The sequence below is a fragment of the Delftia tsuruhatensis genome (assembly GCF_903815225.1).
Classification (GTDB): domain Bacteria; phylum Pseudomonadota; class Gammaproteobacteria; order Burkholderiales; family Burkholderiaceae_C; genus Comamonas; species Comamonas tsuruhatensis_A.
In genome coordinates, this window is the sequence record NZ_LR813084.1 from 2,003,622 (window position 1) to 2,022,068 (window position 18,447).

19 protein-coding genes, 3 tRNA genes and 1 pseudogene are annotated in these 18,447 nt (G+C 64.3%); 10 read left to right on the forward strand and 13 right to left on the reverse strand.

Annotated elements, in window-relative coordinates; genetic code table 11:
* The first annotated feature begins 7 nt into the window (after positions 1–7).
* Positions 8–346 carry a P-II family nitrogen regulator gene (locus L1Z78_RS09010; RefSeq protein ID WP_099733128.1) on the forward strand — a complete coding sequence of 113 codons (339 nt, stop codon included), beginning with the start codon at positions 8–10 and terminating at the stop codon, positions 344–346.
* Between the two features lie 64 nt (positions 347–410).
* Here L1Z78_RS09010 and L1Z78_RS09015 read toward each other — a convergent pair whose 3' ends face one another.
* The 6 genes and pseudogenes from L1Z78_RS09015 to L1Z78_RS09040 all read right to left on the reverse strand — a co-directional run bounded on the left by L1Z78_RS09015 (position 411) and on the right by L1Z78_RS09040 (position 3,914).
* Positions 411–1,004 carry a TIGR00730 family Rossman fold protein gene (locus L1Z78_RS09015; RefSeq protein WP_234641180.1) on the reverse strand — a complete coding sequence of 198 codons (594 nt, stop codon included), beginning with the start codon at positions 1,002–1,004 and terminating at the stop codon, positions 411–413.
* On the reverse strand, positions 1,001–1,414 hold the full coding sequence (locus L1Z78_RS09020; RefSeq protein WP_234641181.1) for a diacylglycerol kinase: 414 nt from the start codon (positions 1,412–1,414) through the stop codon (positions 1,001–1,003). The genes L1Z78_RS09015 and L1Z78_RS09020 overlap by 4 nt, the downstream gene beginning before the upstream one ends.
* A gap of 54 nt (positions 1,415–1,468) precedes the next feature.
* Positions 1,469–1,930, reverse strand: coding sequence for an RDD family protein (locus L1Z78_RS09025; protein WP_418921707.1), 462 nt, complete (start codon positions 1,928–1,930; stop codon positions 1,469–1,471).
* Positions 1,931–2,033: 103 nt separating this feature from the next.
* A pseudogene (locus L1Z78_RS28135) lies at positions 2,034–2,869 on the reverse strand (DUF3106 domain-containing protein); the annotation flags it as partial.
* A gap of 20 nt (positions 2,870–2,889) precedes the next feature.
* The gene (locus L1Z78_RS09035) at positions 2,890–3,345 is read right to left on the reverse strand and encodes a DUF3619 family protein (RefSeq protein WP_234641182.1); all 456 of its coding nucleotides are present in this window, start codon (positions 3,343–3,345) and stop codon (positions 2,890–2,892) included.
* Entirely contained in the window at positions 3,342–3,914 is a 573-nt protein-coding gene (locus L1Z78_RS09040) for an RNA polymerase sigma factor (protein WP_234641183.1), read from the reverse strand. Before L1Z78_RS09040 ends, L1Z78_RS09035 begins: the two co-directional genes overlap by 4 nt.
* 278 nt (positions 3,915–4,192) lie before the next feature.
* Between L1Z78_RS09040 and L1Z78_RS09045 the strand changes: the two genes are divergently transcribed.
* The 7 genes from L1Z78_RS09045 to L1Z78_RS09075 all read left to right on the forward strand — a co-directional run bounded on the left by L1Z78_RS09045 (position 4,193) and on the right by L1Z78_RS09075 (position 13,512).
* On the forward strand, positions 4,193–5,974 hold the full coding sequence (locus L1Z78_RS09045) for an acetolactate synthase 3 catalytic subunit (RefSeq protein ID WP_234641184.1): 1,782 nt from the start codon (positions 4,193–4,195) through the stop codon (positions 5,972–5,974).
* A 158-nt stretch (positions 5,975–6,132) separates the two neighbouring features.
* On the forward strand, positions 6,133–6,624 hold the full coding sequence (gene ilvN, locus L1Z78_RS09050; RefSeq protein WP_012206665.1) for an acetolactate synthase small subunit: 492 nt from the start codon (positions 6,133–6,135) through the stop codon (positions 6,622–6,624).
* A 64-nt stretch (positions 6,625–6,688) separates the two neighbouring features.
* The gene (gene ilvC / locus L1Z78_RS09055) at positions 6,689–7,705 is read left to right on the forward strand and encodes a ketol-acid reductoisomerase (RefSeq protein WP_234641185.1); all 1,017 of its coding nucleotides are present in this window, start codon (positions 6,689–6,691) and stop codon (positions 7,703–7,705) included.
* A 210-nt stretch (positions 7,706–7,915) separates the two neighbouring features.
* On the forward strand, positions 7,916–8,749 hold the full coding sequence (gene pssA, locus L1Z78_RS09060) for a CDP-diacylglycerol--serine O-phosphatidyltransferase (protein ID WP_234641186.1): 834 nt from the start codon (positions 7,916–7,918) through the stop codon (positions 8,747–8,749).
* Positions 8,750–8,975: 226 nt separating this feature from the next.
* A complete protein-coding gene (leuA, locus tag L1Z78_RS09065; RefSeq protein WP_234641187.1) occupies positions 8,976–10,661 on the forward strand; it encodes a 2-isopropylmalate synthase in 1,686 nt (561 codons plus the stop codon).
* A 96-nt stretch (positions 10,662–10,757) separates the two neighbouring features.
* Complete coding sequence (locus L1Z78_RS09070) at positions 10,758–12,296, forward strand: 2-isopropylmalate synthase (RefSeq protein WP_234641188.1); 1,539 nt, start codon at positions 10,758–10,760, stop codon at positions 12,294–12,296.
* Between the two features lie 118 nt (positions 12,297–12,414).
* Positions 12,415–13,512, forward strand: a complete 1,098-nt coding sequence (locus L1Z78_RS09075) for a serine hydrolase (RefSeq protein ID WP_234641189.1) — start codon at positions 12,415–12,417, stop codon at positions 13,510–13,512.
* A gap of 79 nt (positions 13,513–13,591) precedes the next feature.
* Here L1Z78_RS09075 and L1Z78_RS09080 read toward each other — a convergent pair whose 3' ends face one another.
* From L1Z78_RS09080 to aat, 3 genes are all read right to left on the reverse strand, one after another.
* Positions 13,592–14,419, reverse strand: coding sequence for an IclR family transcriptional regulator (locus L1Z78_RS09080; RefSeq protein ID WP_234641190.1), 828 nt, complete (start codon positions 14,417–14,419; stop codon positions 13,592–13,594).
* Between the two features lie 118 nt (positions 14,420–14,537).
* Positions 14,538–15,287 carry an arginyltransferase gene (locus tag L1Z78_RS09085; protein ID WP_234641191.1) on the reverse strand — a complete coding sequence of 250 codons (750 nt, stop codon included), beginning with the start codon at positions 15,285–15,287 and terminating at the stop codon, positions 14,538–14,540.
* Entirely contained in the window at positions 15,284–16,069 is a 786-nt protein-coding gene (aat, locus tag L1Z78_RS09090; protein WP_234641192.1) for a leucyl/phenylalanyl-tRNA--protein transferase, read from the reverse strand. The genes L1Z78_RS09085 and aat overlap by 4 nt, the downstream gene beginning before the upstream one ends.
* A 236-nt stretch (positions 16,070–16,305) precedes the next feature.
* Here aat and L1Z78_RS09095 point away from each other — a divergent pair, with 236 nt between their 5' ends.
* On the forward strand, positions 16,306–16,632 hold the full coding sequence (locus L1Z78_RS09095; RefSeq protein ID WP_234641193.1) for a hypothetical protein: 327 nt from the start codon (positions 16,306–16,308) through the stop codon (positions 16,630–16,632).
* Positions 16,633–16,676: 44 nt separating this feature from the next.
* On the opposite strand, the gene L1Z78_RS09100 is transcribed toward L1Z78_RS09095, so the two are convergent.
* The 4 genes from L1Z78_RS09100 to L1Z78_RS09115 all read right to left on the reverse strand — a co-directional run bounded on the left by L1Z78_RS09100 (position 16,677) and on the right by L1Z78_RS09115 (position 17,470).
* Positions 16,677–16,752, reverse strand: a tRNA-Asn gene (locus L1Z78_RS09100).
* A gap of 45 nt (positions 16,753–16,797) precedes the next feature.
* Positions 16,798–16,873 (reverse strand) — tRNA-Asn (locus L1Z78_RS09105).
* Positions 16,874–16,923: 50 nt separating this feature from the next.
* Positions 16,924–16,999: transfer RNA gene (locus tag L1Z78_RS09110), tRNA-Asn, on the reverse strand.
* A 102-nt stretch (positions 17,000–17,101) separates the two neighbouring features.
* Complete coding sequence (locus tag L1Z78_RS09115; protein ID WP_234642131.1) at positions 17,102–17,470, reverse strand: YbaN family protein; 369 nt, start codon at positions 17,468–17,470, stop codon at positions 17,102–17,104.
* A 248-nt stretch (positions 17,471–17,718) separates the two neighbouring features.
* Between L1Z78_RS09115 and def the strand changes: the two genes are divergently transcribed.
* Positions 17,719–18,258 carry a peptide deformylase gene (gene def, locus L1Z78_RS09120; protein ID WP_234641194.1) on the forward strand — a complete coding sequence of 180 codons (540 nt, stop codon included), beginning with the start codon at positions 17,719–17,721 and terminating at the stop codon, positions 18,256–18,258.
* Positions 18,259–18,447: the final 189 nt, after the last annotated feature.

The window sequence follows — 18,447 nt, forward strand, 5'->3', positions numbered from 1 at the left end:
GTTCCCCATGAAAATGATCACCGCCATCATCAAGCCTTTCAAGCTCGAGGAAGTGCGCGAGGCCCTGGCCGACTGCGGCGTGAACGGCCTGACTGTCACCGAGGTCAAGGGCTTTGGCCGCCAGAAGGGCCATACCGAGCTGTACCGGGGCGCGGAATACGTGGTTGATTTCCTGCCCAAGGTGAAGATCGAGGTCGTGGTGCGCAGCGAGGACGTGGACCGCTGCGTGGATGCCATCGTCAACGTGGCGCGCACCGGCAAGATCGGCGACGGCAAGATCTTCGTCACGGCCGTGGAGCGCGTGGTCCGCATCCGCACGGGCGAGCTCGACGACGGCGCGATCTGAATCCTGCGGGCGCGCCTGGCGCGCCGGACAGGCGGCCACCCCGGGAGGGCTGGCCGACCGTGCTTCAGATCACCGCGCGCAGCGGGGCTGTCTCCAGGCCCGTGCCGGCGTTCTGCACCAGCGATTGCAGCAGGGCCGGGATGTCGCTGCCGCTCTCCATCAATCCCATCTGCCACTCGCCCATGAAGCCGTGGCCCACGCAGGACTGCAGGAACTGCAGCATGCTGTCGTAGTAGCCATCCACGTTGAGCAGTCCGATGGGCTTGTCGTGGTAGCGCAGCTGGCGCCAGGTCCAGACTTCGAACAATTCCTCGAAGGTGCCGATGCCGCCCGGCAGGGCGATGAAGGCATCGCTGCGCTCGGCCATCATGGCCTTGCGCTCGTGCATGGTCTGGACGATGTGCAGTTCGTCGCAGGCGTGATTGGCCAGCTCCTTGTCCACCAGGGCCTGGGGGATCACGCCGACGACGCGGCCGCCGGCCTGGCGCGTGGCTTCGGCCACCTCGCCCATCAGCCCGCTGCGGCCGCCGCCATAGACCAACTGGCCGCCATGCTCGCCTATCCAGCGGCCGGTGGCGCGGGCGGCCTCGATGAATCCGGGCTGGTCGCCGGGGCGAGAGCCGCAGTACACGCAAAGTGAAAACGTGGGTGTAGTCATGCAATGAACCGTTGATGAAGGGCCGCAAGCCAGACGCCGGCGCACAACAGCAACGCCAGCAACACGGCGGCGCTGCCCATGTCCTTGGCCTGCTTGGACAGCGCATGCCACTCGGGACCGATGCGATCGACCACGGCCTCGATACCGCTGTTGAGCAGTTCCACGATCAGCACCAGCCAAACCGTGCCGGCCAGCAACGCCACTTCCATCCAGCCGTGTCCCAGCCAGAAGGCGGCAGGTACGAGCACCACGGCGGCCAGTGCTTCCTGGCGGAAGGCCTTTTCGTTCCAGCCGGCCCGAAGGCCGGCGAGTGAATAGCCGGCCGCATGCCAGATGCGTGTCAGGCCGGTGCGGCTTTTCTGGGGGTTGACGCAGGTGCTGTCGCTCGGGTCGGGGGAAGAGGCGGGCATGCTGGCGAGTGTAGAAGATGCGATGCTGTCGCCGCGGCAGGCGGCTCCGGGTGTTCAGCGCCTTTTCCGGGTTGGGGGTGTCTGATGGACAAGCTGGGTACCGGCCCAGGCATCGTGCCAGAACTGATGCCGGGGATGAAAGTGGCTGAGCAGGGCCCAGAGCGCAACCCACATGGTCAGCAGCAGCAAGGTGGTCAGCGCCGGCACGCCGGTTGCGTAGGCCGCCAGCGGGGGCAGCAGCCAGATCCAGCTCAGCACATAGCGCAACAGCGCGCGTGGCTGGCTCACGGGGCGGCCCGCCAGGTCCACCAGGCGGATGTGCCAGGTCTTCATCGCCAGGGTCTGGCCCTTGGACCAGAACCACACGAAGTAGATCCCCAGCACGACGAACATGAAGGCCTGCAGCGCATGCCGGTTGTCCATGGCGTTGCGCGTCTGCGACAACGTGCCGAACAGGTAGCCGGCGATGAAGACCACGCCGAACAGCAGCATGCCCTCGTAAAGCCAGCATGCCATGCGTCTTGCCAGCCGGGGAGCGGACTGGAGGCTGGCGGCGGGCGAGGAGGCGGAGGGTGTGGCAGTGGTCATGGGGCGGGTCAGGGCGCAGCATGGGCGGGGCGGCCTCGCCGTGCGACGCGGATGAGGCGTCTGCTCCCTCATGCAACTCCATGGGAGGCAAGGCCATGGGGGTCGCGGATGGCACGTCCACCGGAGCCGTCTCCACCAGTGCCGGCGCACGCACGGGATGGGTCTCCACGGTGGCGGACTGGGGTGCGGGCGGGACGGGGGGCGGCGGGTTGTAGATGGTCGCCGGCGGAATCTTGGGCGGATTGGGAATGGTCGCGGGGCTACCGAGGCCGCCGGAATGCGCGCTAGCCGCTTGGGCGCGACGGGCTGGATGGCGGTTGCCGCGCCCTTGGCCTTGGGAGTGGCACGTGCGGCCAGCAGGCGCTTTTCCTCGTCGCTGAGTGCCTGGTAGGCCTCCCACTGCGCGCGTTTGTCCGTTGCCAGGCGATTGGACAGGGCAAAGTTCAACCGGGCCTGGCTGCGCTGCTGCGCGCTGAGGCTGGACCAGGCCTGCATGCGGTCGCGCAGTTTCTCCTGCTCCTTCTCGCTGAGCTTGTCCCAGCCTTCGGCCAGGGCGATCCAGCGGCGTTTTTGCAGCGCGTCCATCATGGACCAGCGCTCGGCAAGCGGCTCCAGCACCTGGCTCTGGGCCGGTGTCAGCTCGGCCCAGCGAGGCCCCGATGCCAGGGCCGTGGCGCGCTGGCGCGTGGCGGCATCCCCGTGCAGCGTCCTGGATGCGGCGATGGTGGCGGGCGAGACGGTACTGGGAGCCAGTCGCACCTGTTGCACGACGCGCCAGCCCGTCCAGGCCAGCGCCATCAACAGCACCGCCGCCAGGATGGCGGCGGCAGAGCAGTGGAACGCGGCTTGGCGTGAATCAGTGGGCATGCAGGCGGGCAAGGCAGGGATCAGCGTTCCGTGTTGGTGGTGGCAGAAGTCTTGAGGTACTGGATGAAGCCCGGATCGGCGTAGGCCGCCGGTGGCAGGTCATCGGTCAGCAGGGCGGTGTCCACCTCGGCGACTTCGGTCAGTCCGATCTGATCGGTCTGGACGTTGACGACGACCAGGCCGACGATCAGAGCCAGTACCGGCACGGCCGAGATCAGGGCACGCCACCAGGTGCCGCCCTCGTCGCCCGAGCCCAGGGTCAGCGTGCCGCCCTGCGCCTGGGTGGCGCTGGCGGCCTGCACCGGGGAGACGCGCAGTTCGCGGCGGCGCTCGGACAGTGCGCGTTCGCGCGCGGCGCGCAGGCGCTCGGTGATGTCGTATGGCAGCAACGCCTCGCCTTCGCCCAGGCGCGCCGTGATCCGGCGTGCGATGCGGTCTGCCGCCATTTCGCTGTAGAGAGTGGGCGCGGTCTTCATAGCTCGATTCCTTTGGCCTTCAGTGCCTTGCTCAATGTCTGGATGGCTCGGAAACAATGTGTTTTTACACTTCCTTCGGAACACCCCATCGCGGCAGCGGTCTCCGCAACGTCCATCTCTTCCCAGTAACGCATCAGGAATGCTTCCCGTTGACGCGCAGGAAGCTCCTGGATCTCTTTTTCAATGCTTTGCAAAATCTGGGCCCGCTCGGTCAGATCCTCGGCGCTGCGGGCCGTTTCACCGTTCTGGCCGGAATCCGCATAGGTTTCGAGCCAGTCGAAGTCCACATCGTCGCCTGCGGAGGCCTCCAGGTCGCTCATGCGCGTGAACAGGGCGTTCTGGGTCTTTTGCCGGCGAAACCAGTCGAGCGTGCTGTTGGACAGGATGCGCTGGAACAGCATGGGCAGTTCGGCAATGGGCTTGTCCCCGTAGTGCTGCGCCAGCTTGAGCATGCTGTCCTGCACGATGTCCAGCGCCGCCTCCTCATCCCGGACGTGGAAAAGGCTGCGCTTGAAGGCACGCTTTTCTACGCTTTTGAGGAAGTCGGATAGTTCTTGCTCGGTTGCCAAAAGGAAGGCAGGCCCGGGTCAGGGGCTCGTTGAGGGTTGGGCCGGATGGATGCGGGGCCCGATTATCGCACCGGAGTGTCAATTTTTTCGGCAGGATGGCGCAGGAGCTTGTTGCAGTGCGATAATGTGCGCTGCAATTCAAAAAGGCAAACGGGTCACGGTCCGGCGTTTACTCCCTCGCCCATGGCTGTTGGTCCTAAGTCCCGCACCGGCCTCACAAGGGCTTCAGGCAAGGGGCACCCAAGGTTTTTCGTTAGAGAAATTCACAAAGGTTGATCATGGAAATTTCCAAAGCCGAGTACTCCAGCGCGGCCGCAGCGGCGTCGCAGTCCCACGCATCGCAGGAGCTGATGGGCTCCGAGATCCTCGTCAAGTCCCTGCAGGCCGAAGGTGTCAAGCAGCTTTGGGGCTATCCGGGCGGTGCCGTTCTCTACATCTACGACGCCCTCTACAAGCAAGACTCCATACAGCATGTGCTGGTGCGCCACGAACAGGCCGCCGTGCATGCCGCCGACGGCTTTGCACGCGCCACCGGCGAGGTGGGGGTCGCCCTCGTGACCTCCGGCCCGGGCCTGACCAATGCCGTGACCGGCATCGCCACCGCCTATACCGATTCCATCCCCCTGGTCGTGATCAGCGGCCAGACGTCGACGGCCTACATCGGCACCGACGCCTTCCAGGAGTGCGACACCGTCGGCATCACGCGCCCCATCGTCAAGCACAACTTCCTGGTCAAGGACGTGCGCGAGCTGGCGGACACCATGAAGAAGGCGTTCCACATCGCCCGCACCGGTCGTCCCGGTCCCGTGGTGGTGGACATCCCCAAGGATGTGTCCTTCAAGAAGGCGCTGTACACCGGCTACCCCGACAAGGTGGAGATGCGCTCCTACAACCCGGTGCGCAAGGGCCACGCCGGCCAGATCCGCAAGGCGCTGCAGCTGCTGCTGGCCGCCAAGCGTCCCTACATCTACACCGGTGGCGGCGTGCTGCTGGGCAACGCCTGCAACGAGCTGCGCACCCTGGTGGACATGCTGGGCTACCCGGTCACGCACACGCTGCTGGGCCTGGGCGCCTATCCGGCCAGCGACCGCAAGTTCCTGGGCATGCTGGGCATGCACGGCACCATCGAGGCCAACAACGCCATGCAGAACTGCGATGTGCTGCTGGCCGTGGGTGCACGCTTCGATGACCGCGTGATCGGCAATCCCAAGCATTTCATGTCGGTGGAGCGCAAGATCATCCACATCGACATCGATCCCTCTTCCATCTCCAAGCGCGTGAAGGTGGATGTGCCCATCGTGGGTGATGTCAAGGAGGTGCTGGGCGAGTTGATCTCCATGATCCGCGAGGCGAGCGCCCGTCCCGACGCCGCGGCCCTGGGTCAGTGGTGGGAGACCATCGAAGGCTGGCGCAGCCGCGACTGCCTCAAGTACGACCGTGGCGATGGTTCGGTCATCAAGCCGCAGTACGTGGTCGAGACCCTGTGGAACATGACCCGGGACGCCGATGCCTACATCACGTCCGATGTGGGCCAGCACCAGATGTGGGCCGCGCAGTACTACCGCTTCGACGAGCCGCGCCGCTGGATCAACTCCGGTGGCCTGGGCACCATGGGCGTGGGCCTGCCCTATGCCATGGGCATCAAGCTGGCCAAGCCCCAGTCCGAGGTGTTCTGCATCACGGGCGAAGGCTCGATCCAGATGAACATCCAGGAGCTGGCCACCTGCCTGCAGTACAACACGCCTGTCAAGGTGGTGTCGCTGAACAACCGCTACCTGGGCATGGTGCGCCAGTGGCAGGAAATCGAATACTCGGGTCGCTACAGCAGCAGCTACATGGATTCGCTGCCCAACTTCGTCAAGCTGGCCGAGGCCTATGGCCACGTGGGCATGCTCATCGAGCGCCCCGAGGACGTGGAGCCGGCCCTGCGCGAGGCGCGCAAGCTCAAGGACCGCACGGTGTTCATGGACTTCCGCACCGATCCCTCCGAGAATGTGTTCCCCATGGTGCAGGCCGGCCGTGGGATCACCGAGATGCTGCTGGGGGCTGACGACCTCTGAGCCGCTGCGCCTGCGCAGCGGCCGGGGCCTGATCCTGCCGCATCATCCACTTCAATGGCCGCCCTTGCGGCGGCCACTCCCCTGACGAATCTATTGCCTGCCAAGCCCGACGCTTACCGGCGCCGGGGGAGGGCAGCGAAAAGAGGAATCTTTCTGTCATGAAACACATCATTGCCGTGCTGCTCGAAAACGAGCCGGGAGCCTTGTCGCGCGTCGTGGGCCTGTTCTCGGCCCGAGGCTACAACATCGAGTCGCTGACCGTGGCGCCGACGGAAGACGCATCGCTGTCTCGCATGACCATTCAGACGAATGGCTCCGAAGACGTGATCGAGCAGATCACCAAGCATCTGAACCGCCTGATCGAGGTCGTCAAGGTCGTGGACCTGACGGAAGGCTCGTACACCGAGCGCGAACTCATGATGGTCAAGGTCCGCGCCGTGGGCAAGGAGCGCGAGGAGATGAAGCGCATGGCCGACATCTTCCGTGGCCGCATCATCGACGTGACCGAAAAGAGCTACACGGTCGAGCTGACCGGTGACCAGTCCAAGAACGATGCCTTCCTGCAGGCCCTGGACCGCACGGCCATCCTGGAGACCGTGCGAACCGGCTCCTGCGGCATCGGCCGTGGCGAACGCATCCTGCGCGTGTAACAACGCTGATACGCTGAACCCCCCTACCTTTCCAACCCCTAGACACACGAGACCTGGAGCCAACATGAAAGTTTTCTACGACAAGGACTGTGACCTGAGCCTGATCAAGGGCAAGACCGTTGCCATCATCGGCTACGGCAGCCAGGGCCACGCACATGCCCAGAACCTGAACGAGAGCGGCGTGAAGGTCGTGGTCGGCCTGCGCAAGGGCGGCGCTTCCTGGGACAAGGTGGCCAAGGCCGGCCTGACCGTGATGGAAGTCGACGATGCCGTGAAGGCCGCCGATCTGGTCATGATCCTGCTGCCTGACGAGAACATCCCCGAGGTCTACACCAACAACGTGGCCCCGAACATCAAGCAGGGCGCGACGCTGGCCTTCGCCCACGGCTTCAACGTGCACTACAACCAGGTCGTGCCCCGCGCCGACCTGGATGTGATCATGGTCGCCCCCAAGGGCCCTGGCCACACCGTGCGCTCCGAATACCTCAAGGGCGGCGGCGTGCCTTCCCTGATCGCCGTCTACCAGGACAAGTCCGGCAAGGCACGCGACCTGGCCCTGTCCTATGCCATGGCCAACGGTGGTGGCAAGGGTGGCATCATCGAGACCAACTTCAAGGAAGAAACCGAGACCGACCTGTTCGGCGAGCAGGCCGTGCTGTGCGGCGGCGCGGTGGAACTGGTGAAGATGGGCTTCGAGACCCTGACGGAAGCCGGCTATGCTCCCGAGATGGCCTACTTCGAGTGCCTGCACGAACTCAAGCTGATCGTGGACCTCATGTACGAAGGCGGCATCGCTAACATGAACTACTCGATCTCGAACAACGCCGAATACGGCGAGTACGTGACCGGTACAGAGGTCATCAACGACAAGTCGCGCGAAGCCATGCGTGCTGCCCTGAAGCGCATCCAGACCGGTGAATACGCCAAGATGTTCATCCAGGAAGGCCGTACCAACTACCCGAGCATGACGGCCCGCCGCCGCATGAACGCCGACCACGCCATCGAGAAGGTCGGTGGCCAGTTGCGCGCCATGATGCCCTGGATCTCCAAGAACAAGCTGGTCGACCAGACCCGCAACTGATCTTGCATTCATCGCCTTCCCCGGGTTGCGCCTGCAGCCCATGGAGGCTGCAGGACAAGGCCACCCCCACGGGTGGCCTTTTTCGTGCAGGAGCGCGGTGTGACACGCGGGTACACTGACCTTTTATGCGTGCGAAGGTGTCGTACCCTTGGAATACTATTGTTTTAATAGCTGCCTGCGATCGCAGGCGCTGCTCTGGAGGTTGGATTGATGCAAAACCACAATGAGTCCACAGACGTCGAGGGCGTGGTGGTTCGCAAGCGCCGCAAGGGCATCTACATCCTGCCCAACCTGTTCACCCTTGCCGCGCTGTTCGGTGGCTTCTATGCCATCGTCATGGCCATGAACGGGCGCTTCGAACTGGCGGCCGCCGGCGTGTTCTGTGCCATGGTGCTCGACAGCCTTGATGGGCGTGTGGCGCGCATGACCAATACGCAGAGCGCCTTCGGCGAGCAGATGGATTCGCTGTCCGACATGGTGTCCTTCGGTGCGGCACCGGCGCTGATCGCCTATGAATGGGCACTCAAGGGCATCGGCCGCTGGGGCTGGATTGCAGCCTTCGTGTACTGCGCCTGCGCTGCGCTGCGTCTGGCCCGTTTCAACGTGAATACGGGGGTCGTGGACAAGCGCTGGTTCCAGGGGTTGCCGTCTCCCGCCGCTGCAGCCCTGGTCACGGGCTTCATCTGGCTGCTGGACGAGGCGGGCCTGCTGCGTGGCCAGGACGCCTGGCTGAGCTGGCCCCAGATCACCTGGATCATGTTCTTCCTGACCCTGTATGCGGGCCTGACCATGGTCACCAACGTGCCCTTCTACAGCTTCAAGGACGTGCATTTCAAGAAGAGCGTGCCGTTCGCGGCCATCGTGCTGATCGCGCTGGGTATCGCCATCATCAACATCCATCCGCCCATCGTGCTGTTCGGCGTGTTCCTGCTCTATGGCTTCTCGGGCTATGGTGTCTATGCATGGCGCAAGGCCAAGGGCCAGCGCACGAGCGTCATCAGCACATCGACCGATGAACCCGAAGAGCGCGGTCTGCACAAGTGATGCCGTGCAGCATCTTCACAGTATCCATGAACCTGTGCTAAAGTGCCCTGCATGAATTACCTGTCGCTAGCCCTACTACTGATGTCCAACGGGCAGAGACGGTAGCGCGCGCGTACATTCCTACTATCACGGCCCGTTTGCACCAGCGACGGGCCGTTTTGCGTTTGTGGGGTCGCTGGAGCCGGCGGGTCTTGTTTTTACCTAGACGATAGAAAGCTCTTCAGCCATGCTGCAAAACCCTTCGACCAAGTACCGTCCCTTCGCTCCCGTGCGCCTCAAAGACCGCACCTGGCCCGATGCGGTGATCACCAAGCCCCCGGTCTGGTGCAGCGTGGACCTGCGCGACGGCAATCAGGCGCTGATCGAGCCCATGGACATCGATCGCAAGATGCGCATGTTCGAGCAACTGGTGAAGATCGGCTTCAAGGAGATCGAGGTCGGCTTTCCCTCCGCATCCCAGGTCGAATTCGACTTCATGCGCAAGCTCATCGAGGAAAACCGCATTCCTGATGACGTCACCATCCAGGTGTTGACCCAGGCGCGCGAGCACCTGATCCGCCGCACCTTCGAGGCCCTCGAGGGCGTGCCACGTGCCATCGTCCACCTCTACAACGCCACGGCGCCGGTGATGCGCCGCGTGGTGCTGAACATGAGCGAGGACGAGATCGTCGAGCTGGCCGCCAGCAACGCGCGGATGTTCACCGAGATCGCCGCCAACTACCCGCAGACGCAATGGACGTTCCAGTATTCGCCCGAGATGTACTCGGACACCGAACTGGAGTTTTCCAAGCGCGTCATCGATGCCGTGACCGATGTCTGGCAGCCTACGCCCGAGAACAAGTGCATCATCAACCTGCCCACCACGGTCGAGCATTCCACGCCCAACATCTTCGCCGACATGGTCGAGTGGACGCATCGCAACATCAAGCGCCGCGACTCCATCGTGCTGTGCGTGCACCCGCACAACGACCGTGGCACCGGCACGGCCACGGCCGAGCTGGCCTTGATGGCGGGTGCCGACCGCCTCGAAGGCTGCCTGTTCGGCAATGGGGAGCGCACCGGCAACCTCGATGTGGTCAACGTGGCATTGAACATGTACATCCAGGGCGTGTCCCCGGGGTTGGACTTCTCCGACATCGACGGCATCCGCAGCACGGTCGAGCACTGCAACCAGCTGCCCGTGCATCCGCGCCACCCCTATGTGGGAGACCTGGTCTATACCTCGTTCTCGGGCTCGCACCAGGATGCGATCAAGAAGGCATTCTCGGACCGCAAGGAAGGCGACATCTGGGACATGCCCTATCTGCCCATCGATCCCAAGGACCTGGGCCGCAGCTACGAGGCCGTGATCCGTGTCAACAGCCAGTCGGGCAAGGGCGGCATCGCCTACCTGCTCGAAAGCGAGTATGGCCTTCAGCTGCCGCGCCGCCTGCAGATCGAGTTCAGCCAGGTCGTGCAGCGCGAGATGGATGCCAGCGGCAAGGAGCTGGCGGCCGCTGACCTGTGGAGCCTGTTCCAGCGCGAGTACGGCCTGCAATCCGTGCAGGCACCGCAGTACCGCCTCAGCGAGTCCGATGGCGTGGTCAGCCTGTCTGCCGACCTGGCCGTCGAAGGCGGCAGGCGCACGGTGCAGGCCCAGGGGACGGGGCCCATCGATGCGTTCGTGCAGGCCCTGGGCGAGCACAGCGGACGTGCCGTGCGCGTGCTCGACTACATCGAGCATGCCATCGGCGAGGGCGCCAATGCCAAGGCCATCGCCTACGTGGAGCTGCGTGTGGACGAGTCGCATGTGTGCTTTGGCGTCGGGGTTGATGCGAATATCGTTTCCGCGTCCTTCCGGGCCATCATCTCGGGCTTGCAGCGCGTGCCTGCCGCCGAAAATGCCGTGGCGCAGGAGGCGGTCGCCGCCTGACGCCACCTTCACGAGCCGGTGCAGCCACGAGCGCACCGGCTTTTTTCATCGCCTGCCCCGCAGGCGTTCGCATCCACAAGAAAGACGAGACTCCCCATGACCGATCAACTGATCATTTTCGATACCACCTTGCGCGACGGCGAACAGTCGCCTGGCGCCTCCATGACCCGCGACGAAAAGCTGCGCATCGCGCGCCAGCTCGAGCGGCTGAGGGTCGATGTGATCGAGGCCGGTTTCGCGGCGAGCTCCAACGGCGACTTCGAGTCGGTGCAGGCGATCGCGCGCGCCATCAAGGACTCGACCATCTGCTCGCTGGCGCGAGCCAACGACCGCGACATCGCGCGCGCCGCCGAGGCGCTCAAGGACGCCAACCGCGCACGCATCCACACCTTCATCGCGACCAGTGCGCTGCACATGGAAAAGAAGCTGCGCATGACGCCCGAGCAGGTGCTGGAGCAGGCGCGCCAGTCCGTGCGTTTCGCGCGCAACCTGATTGCCGACATCGAGTTCAGCCCCGAGGATGGCTACCGCAGTGACCCGGATTTCCTCTGTCGCGTCATCGAGACCGTGATCGCCGAAGGCGCGACCACGATCAATGTGCCCGATACCGTGGGCTACGCCATCCCCGAGCTCTACGGCGCCTTCATCAAAAATCTGCGCGAGCGCGTGCCCAACAGCGACAAGGCCGTCTGGAGCGTGCATTGCCACAACGACCTGGGCATGGCGGTGGCCAATTCGCTGGCCGGCGTCAAGCTCGGTGGCGCGCGCCAGATCGAGTGCACCATCAACGGCCTGGGTGAGCGCGCGGGCAACTGCTCGCTCGAGGAGGTGGTGATGGCCGTCAAGACGCGCAGGGACTACTTCGGCCTGGACGTCAACATCGATGCCCAGCACATCGTGGCCGCCAGCCGCATGGTCAGCCAGACCACGGGCTTCGTTGTGCAGCCCAACAAGGCCGTGGTGGGGGCCAACGCATTCGCCCATGCATCGGGCATCCATCAGGATGGTGTGCTCAAGGCGCGCGACACCTACGAGATCATGCGCGCCGAGGATGTGGGCTGGAGCGCCAACAAGATCGTGCTGGGCAAGCTCAGCGGCCGCAATGCCTTCAAGCAGCGCCTGCAGGAGCTGGGTGTGGAACTCGACAGCGAGGCTGCGATCAATACGGCTTTCGCGGCCTTCAAGGAACTGGCCGACCGCAAGAGCGAGATCTTCGATGAGGACATCCTGGCCCTGGTCACCGAGCAGGGTGCCCATCAGCAGGCCGATCCCTTTCAGTTCATCTCGCTGGCCCAGCAAAGCGAGACGGGTGAGCGACCGCACGCTTCGGTGGTCTTCAGTCGCGAGGGCCGGGAGATCAAGGCGCAGTCCGACGGCAACGGCCCGGTCGATGCCTCCTTCAAGGCCATCGAGTCCGAGGTGCGAAGCGGTGCCGAGATGCTGCTGTATTCGGTGAATGCCATCAGCGGCTCCACGGAGAGCCAGGGGGAAGTGACCGTTCGCCTCCAGCGCAGCGGCCGTGTGGTCAACGGGGTTGGGGCAGACCCTGACATCGTCGTGGCCTCTGCCAAGGCCTATCTGAGCGCGCTCAACAAATTACACAGCAATGCGGAGGTCGTGGCTGCGCAGGGGTGAGCACTCGCCTTATAATTTCACTTAAATTATCGAAAAGTCGCACAAGTTATTGTCACGGTGCGACTTTTTCGATTAATGTAAGGCCTAGTCACAATTTCTTGCTGCTTGGAGCATCCCCATGCCCACCCTACGCCGTGCCCGTCTCGGTCGATTTGCTCAGGTGCTGTCCCTTCTGGCACTGAGTTGTGCTCTCACCGCCCCCGGCGCGCATGCCGCACCGGCCAAGAAAGTTGTCAAGAAGCAGGTGGCTGTCGCCCCCGCCAAGAAAAAGGCTGTGAAGGAGCGCGCCACGGCGGCACCTCAGGGCAAGCGCGTGGCCAAGAGCGCGCGTCAGCCCAGCCGTGTGGCGGCGCGCAGTGCCGCCAGTCCGATCCGTGCCGTGGCCTACGAGCCGCGACTGTCCTTCGGCCAGATGGCCGGCCTGCACGCCGTGGCCGATCCGCTGGACCTCAAGAGCAGCGTGGCCCTGGTGCTGGACCAGGATACGCATGAGGTGCTGCTGAGCAAGAACGACCATGCCGTGCTGCCCATTGCCTCGCTGACCAAGCTGATGACCGGTCTGCTGATCTCGCAGGCACGCCTGCCGATGGATGAGGCCATCACCATCACGCAGGACGATGTGGATACCGAGAAGGGCAGCAGTTCGCGTCTGGCCGTGGGCACCACGCTCACGCGCGCCGAGATGCTGCACCTGGCCCTGATGTCCAGCGAGAACCGCGCCGCCCATGCGCTGGGCCGCACGTTCCCTGGCGGGCTGGATGCCTTCGTCCAGCAGATGAATGCCAAGGCGCGCCTGCTGGGCATGACCGACACCCGTTACGTGGAGCCCACGGGCCTGTCCAGTCGCAACCAGTCCAGCGCCCGCGATCTGGCGGTGCTGGTCAACGTGGCGCACAGCGATCCGCTGGTGCGCGAGTACACGACCTCGCCGGGCTATGAGGTGGCCGTGGGTCGCCGCACGCTGCAGTACAACAACACCAATCGCCTGGTGCTCAGCCCGACCTGGGACATCGGTCTGCAAAAGACGGGCTATATCTCCGAGGCGGGTCGCTGTCTTGTCATGCAGGCCCAGGTGGCCGGTCGCAAGCTCATCATGGTCTTTCTGGACTCCGCGGGCAAATTCAGCCGCCTGGGCGACGCCGAACGCGTGCGCCACTGGGTGGAATCCATGGGGCAGGTGGCTGGTGATTCCATGATCCACAAGGTCAAGGGCTGAGCCTGTCCGGCGGCGGTCCTCCTGCAATAACAAAGGCGCCTTCGGGCGCCTTTGTTATTGCAGGAGGGGTTGCCACGGCTCAGTGGCTGCGGGTGTAGGGGCCGGGCGTGGGGGGAGGGGGTGCTGGCCTTGCCGCATGGAAGCCCAGTGCCCCGGAGATTTCCTGGGCCGTGGCCTGGAGCTTGGACATCCAGCTCTCGTCCAGCCGGTCGGCGGGGGCGGAGATCGACAGTCCGGCCACCAGCTTGCCCTGATCGTCGTAGATGCCGGCGGCCATGCAGCGCACGCCCAGCTCCAGCTCCTCGTTGTCGCGGGCCACGCCGTGATGGCGGGCCTTGTCCAGTTCATTTTCCAGGTCGGCGAGCCGGGTGATGCTGAAATGCGTCTTGCCGGGCAGGCCGGTGCGTGTGGCATAGGCGCGTACCTGCTGCGCATCGTCTGCGGCAAGGAAGAGCTTGCCGTTGGAGGTCAGGTGCAATGGTGCATGGCCGCCGATGGCTCGCACCACCTGCATGCCCGAGCGCTCGCTGTATGCGCGTTCCACATAGACGATCTCGTCACCCTGGCGCACGCTGAGGCTGACCGGCTGCTGGATCTGCTTGTGCAACTGGCGCATGGGAATGAGGGCGGCCTCGCGCACGTTCAGGCGGGCCTTCACCAGGTTGCCCAGCTCCAGAAAGCGCATGCCCAGGCGGTAGCTGCCCGATTCCGGCCGGTCCACGAAGCGGCCGGTGGCCAGATCATTGAGGATGCGGTGCGTGGTCGAGGGGTGCAGGCCGGTGCGTTCGCTGATCTCCTTGAGCGATACCGCTTCCTCGCGCGAGGCCAACACGTCGATCAACGTGAACATGCGTTCCAGGACCTGGACGCTGGGCTTTAAGGAGGCCGCGTTATCGTCTTTTTTCATGGGGCGGAGAGGGATTTCGGGATTGGGCCATTCTAGTGCCGTGGCGGTATGAATGCGGTCGGCAAAAGAATGCCGTGCATATAAGAAATGTCGCCGTGGCGCGCAGGGCCTTGCAGTGTCAGCGCGACAGCGAATCCACACGCTGCCAGCGTTCATCCATGCGCACCTCGTGGGGCAGGAAGCGCGCCTTGTAGTTCATCTTCTGGCTGTCGGCGATCCAGTAGCCCAGGTAGACATAGGGCAGGCTCATGGCGCGGGCCTGGTCGATCTGCCACAGGACGTTGAAGGTGCCGTAGCTGGCGTGGTCACCAGGTTCGTAGAAGGTGTATACGGCGGACAGGCCATCCTCCAGCACATCGAGGATGGACACCATCTTCAGCGTGCCTGCGCCGCCGTCGGCGGCGGGAGCGCGAAACTCCACCAGGCGCGAGTTGACACGGCTTTGCAGCAGGAATTGCGTGTACTGGTCCACGCTGTCGTGGTCCATGCCGCCTCCACTGTGCCGGCTTTGCTGGTAGCGCAGGTACAGCTGGTAGTGCTCGTTCGAGTAGTGCAGCCGCTGGATCGAGGCCGTGAGGTCGCAGTGGCGCGCTGCGGCGCGGCGCTGGCTGCGGTCGGGGCGGAAGTCATGTACCAGGATGCGCATCGGCACACAGGCGCGGCAGCCATCGCAATAGGGCCGGTAGGTGAACATGCCGCTGCGGCGAAAGCCCAGTGAGACAAGCTCCGAGTAGGCGCTGTTCTGTATCAGGTGGCTGGGCGTGGCCACCTGCGAGCGCGCCAGCCTGCCTTCCAGGTAACTGCATGGATAGGCGGCTGTGGCGTAGAACTGCAGGGCCTGCAGCGGAAGGTCGTTCGGGTGCGTCATGGTGTGCTGGCGGCAGCCGGTGGTGTGCTGCCGGCGTCCGGGGAGGGTGCCAGCAGCGCGTCCCAGTATACGTTTTCGAACCGCCATTGCATGGGGGGCAGCTGGCTTTGCTCGGCGACGGTCTGCAGGAACCGCGCGCGCGGCATCTCGCGCGCGCCCAATGACGCCAGGTGCTGGGTGGCCTGCTGGCAGTCGATCTGGACGGCTCCCTGGCTGCGGCACAGGGCGACCAGGGCGGATAGAGCGATCTTGGAGGCATCGGTGGCATGCGCGAACATGGATTCGCCGAACACTGCGCGGCCCAGGGCCACGCAGTACAGGCCACCCACCAGCCGCCCCTGGATCCAGGTCTCCACGCTGTGTGCTGCACCCTGGTGGTGCAGCTCCGTGTAGGCGTCGATGATCTCCTGCACGATCCAGGTGCCATCCTGGTCCGGTCGCACCGTCTGGGCGCAATGGCGCATCACGGTGCCGAAGGCGCTATCGATGCGAATCTCGCAGCCCGGTGTGGCGCGAAAGCGCTGCAGTGTCTTGCGCAGGCTGCGGTGCAGGCGAAACTGCGCCGTCTGCAGCACCATGCGGGGATCGGGTGACCACCATAGTGTGGGCTGCCCTTCGCTGAACCACGGGAAAATGCCCTGGCTGTAGGCGATGCGCAGATGGGCTGCATCCAGAGTGCCTCCAGCTGCCAGCAGCCCGGGAATGGGGTCGTTGGGTCCCCAGGCGGTTTCCACGGGAGGAAAGGCCTGGTGAGGGATGAGCCAGGGAAGAGGGTGGGACATGATGGAAGACTGCTGCAAAGTGGGGTCGGGCTGGCGCTTGCTGAGCAGCAGTCTTGCACAAACCGCGCTGGCGAGGGTTGCGTGGATGCGAGAGGGCTGGCTTGCCGGGGTAAGTGAAACTCCTACGCCGCCTCGTCGCGCAAGGGGACAGCGCCAGGCTGTTGCCTTGGCTATGCTGGCCGTGTCTTCTCGCGGATGCCTGCTTTCGCTGCGAAGACATCGAAGGAGGATGAGCGATGTTTTTCAGCAAACTCTTTGGTGCAAGCCTTGCCGAGCCACGCTATATCCGTCGCACGCGTGCCTACCTGCAAGAGGCCCGCATGGCGATGCTGGAGCACACCATTGCCGCAGAGTACTACCAGTCCTCGGCGGACATGTATGCCGAGCGTGCTGCCAGGCTGGAGGAGGAGCTGCGGGCCTGGGAAGAGGGTGTGCAGCAGTCCAGGGCTGCCCACGGCGCACGCCGCGGCCATGCCAGGCATCCCAAGCCGGCGACGGTGGAGCCCGCCACGGCTCCTGCAGCGCCCAGCGCACCCACGGTAGGGATGGTGAGGGCGGCCTGAGCAAAGAAAAAAGCCTGCATGCGGTGGCATGCAGGCTTTTCATCTGGCTCCTCAACCTGGGCTCGAACCAGGGACCTACGGATTAACAGTCCGGCGCTCTACCGACTGAGCTATTGAGGAATATGTCGGTGTCGAGCCCTGTACGATTGCAGGGCTGCTGAATTTTGGCTCCTCAACCTGGGCTCGAACCAGGGACCTACGGATTAACAGTCCGGCGCTCTACCGACTGAGCTATTGAGGAATGTGTCGGCTGACAGGATCCTGTGCGATTGCAGGATCTGAAAAATTCTTTGGCTCCTCAACCTGGGCTCGAACCAGGGACCTACGGATTAACAGTCCGGCGCTCTACCAACTGAGCTATTGAGGAACAAGACCTAGATTATATGACGTAAAAAACCTGTCGCAGAAAAGTCGGGTCAATTTTTTCAGAAATGCCTTGCACACCGCCTAGCGTACCGCGTCGCGCGCGTCAGGGTTCGGGCCTGAACCACAGCCAAACCAGCACGCAGCCCATGCAGGTCAGGGCCACCCCTTGTACCCAGGCGGGCGGGCGCGTCCACAACAGCACCACGGCGCACAGGCCCATCATGGCGGTGGCGCTCCATTTGGCGCGCCGGCTCACGCAGCCGCCACGGGCCCAGTTGCGCAGCATGGGGCCGAACAGGCGGTGGCGCCACAGCCAGGTGTGCATGCGCTGGGAGCTGCGCGCGGCTGCCCAGCCCGCCATGAGGACGAAGACCGTGGTGGGCAGGCCCGGGATGAAGATGCCGGCAATGCCCGTGGCCAGGCTCAGGCACGCGAACAGGTGTAGTGCCCAGCGCAGCGGTGCGGCCGGCATTCGATGCAGGGGCGGTGGATCGTCATCCTGAGGCGGGGTGGGCTGGGGCGGCTGCGGGGTGGCTGGCGATTGCTGCGCACCGGATTCACGGTCCTCGGGGGGCGTGGTGGAGGACTCTTTGGCGGTGCTGGGCATGCTGCGATTGTGCCAGCGCGGTGTTGCCATTGCGCCTGAGAGGATGCATGCAACCGCTGGTGCATGGCAGGCTCTATGCTTGCAATCACATTCCTGCCGTTGTTTGCATTGCCATGACCGTCCGCACCATCTTGAAGATGGGCGATCCGCGCCTGCTGCGCGTCGCCCGGCCCGTGACCGAGTTCGATACCGATGCGCTGCATCTGCTGCTCAGCGATCTGCTGGACACCATGCATGCGGCCAACGGCGCGGGACTGGCCGCGCCCCAGATCGGGGTGGACCTGCAGATGGTGGTCTTCGGATCCGGCATGCCCAATCCACGCTATCCCGAAGCGCCGGTGGTGCCTCGCACCGTGCTCATCAATCCATCCCTCACGCCTCTCGGGAATGATGAGGAGACGGACTGGGAAGGCTGTCTGTCCGTTCCCGGCATGCGCGGCAAGGTGCCGCGCTGGAGTCGTATCCGCTACACGGGCTTCGATGTCTTCGGCGATGCCATCGACCGCACGGTGGAGGGCTTTCATGCGCGCGTGGTCCAGCATGAGTGCGACCACCTCTGGGGAAAGCTCTATCCCATGCGCATGCGCGACTTCAGCCAGTTCGGCTTCACCGACGTGCTGTTCCCGGGGATCAGCGCGGCCGAAGACGATTGAGCCAACGCGCAACCTCCATATTTGGCGGTCTCCGGTCAGTTCTTTGTATACAAATCGGTAGACAATTTTTCCGCACCGGCGCCGTACAGTGGCGCTTCCCGCCCAGGCGGGGATTGTGTGCGTGCGCCCGCCAAGAGCTGCCCAGCAGCCATGGGGTGCCGCGATGCGGGGTGCTGGAGTGCTCGGTTT

Bases quoted from the DNA above. Each gene is read 5' to 3' on its own strand.
- L1Z78_RS09075 (WP_234641189.1), top strand. From the start codon at position 12,415: ATGCCCACCCTACGCCGTGCCCGTCTCGGTCGATTTGCTCAGGTGCTG.
- L1Z78_RS09080 (WP_234641190.1), bottom strand. From the start codon at position 14,419: ATGAAAAAAGACGATAACGCGGCCTCCTTAAAGCCCAGCGTCCAGGTC.
- pssA (WP_234641186.1), top strand. From the start codon at position 7,916: ATGCAAAACCACAATGAGTCCACAGACGTCGAGGGCGTGGTGGTTCGC.
- L1Z78_RS09085 (WP_234641191.1), bottom strand. From the start codon at position 15,287: ATGACGCACCCGAACGACCTTCCGCTGCAGGCCCTGCAGTTCTACGCC.
- def (WP_234641194.1), top strand. From the start codon at position 17,719: ATGACCGTCCGCACCATCTTGAAGATGGGCGATCCGCGCCTGCTGCGC.
- ilvC (WP_234641185.1), top strand. From the start codon at position 6,689: ATGAAAGTTTTCTACGACAAGGACTGTGACCTGAGCCTGATCAAGGGC.
- L1Z78_RS09070 (WP_234641188.1), top strand. From the start codon at position 10,758: ATGACCGATCAACTGATCATTTTCGATACCACCTTGCGCGACGGCGAA.
- ilvN (WP_012206665.1), top strand. From the start codon at position 6,133: ATGAAACACATCATTGCCGTGCTGCTCGAAAACGAGCCGGGAGCCTTG.
- L1Z78_RS09045 (WP_234641184.1), top strand. From the start codon at position 4,193: ATGGAAATTTCCAAAGCCGAGTACTCCAGCGCGGCCGCAGCGGCGTCG.
- L1Z78_RS09010 (WP_099733128.1), top strand. From the start codon at position 8: ATGAAAATGATCACCGCCATCATCAAGCCTTTCAAGCTCGAGGAAGTG.
- L1Z78_RS09025 (WP_418921707.1), bottom strand. From the start codon at position 1,930: ATGGCATGCTGGCTTTACGAGGGCATGCTGCTGTTCGGCGTGGTCTTC.
- L1Z78_RS09095 (WP_234641193.1), top strand. From the start codon at position 16,306: ATGTTTTTCAGCAAACTCTTTGGTGCAAGCCTTGCCGAGCCACGCTAT.
- L1Z78_RS09115 (WP_234642131.1), bottom strand. From the start codon at position 17,470: ATGCCGGCCGCACCGCTGCGCTGGGCACTACACCTGTTCGCGTGCCTG.
- L1Z78_RS09035 (WP_234641182.1), bottom strand. From the start codon at position 3,345: ATGAAGACCGCGCCCACTCTCTACAGCGAAATGGCGGCAGACCGCATC.
- aat (WP_234641192.1), bottom strand. From the start codon at position 16,069: ATGTCCCACCCTCTTCCCTGGCTCATCCCTCACCAGGCCTTTCCTCCC.
- L1Z78_RS09020 (WP_234641181.1), bottom strand. From the start codon at position 1,414: ATGCCCGCCTCTTCCCCCGACCCGAGCGACAGCACCTGCGTCAACCCC.
- leuA (WP_234641187.1), top strand. From the start codon at position 8,976: ATGCTGCAAAACCCTTCGACCAAGTACCGTCCCTTCGCTCCCGTGCGC.
- L1Z78_RS09015 (WP_234641180.1), bottom strand. From the start codon at position 1,004: ATGACTACACCCACGTTTTCACTTTGCGTGTACTGCGGCTCTCGCCCC.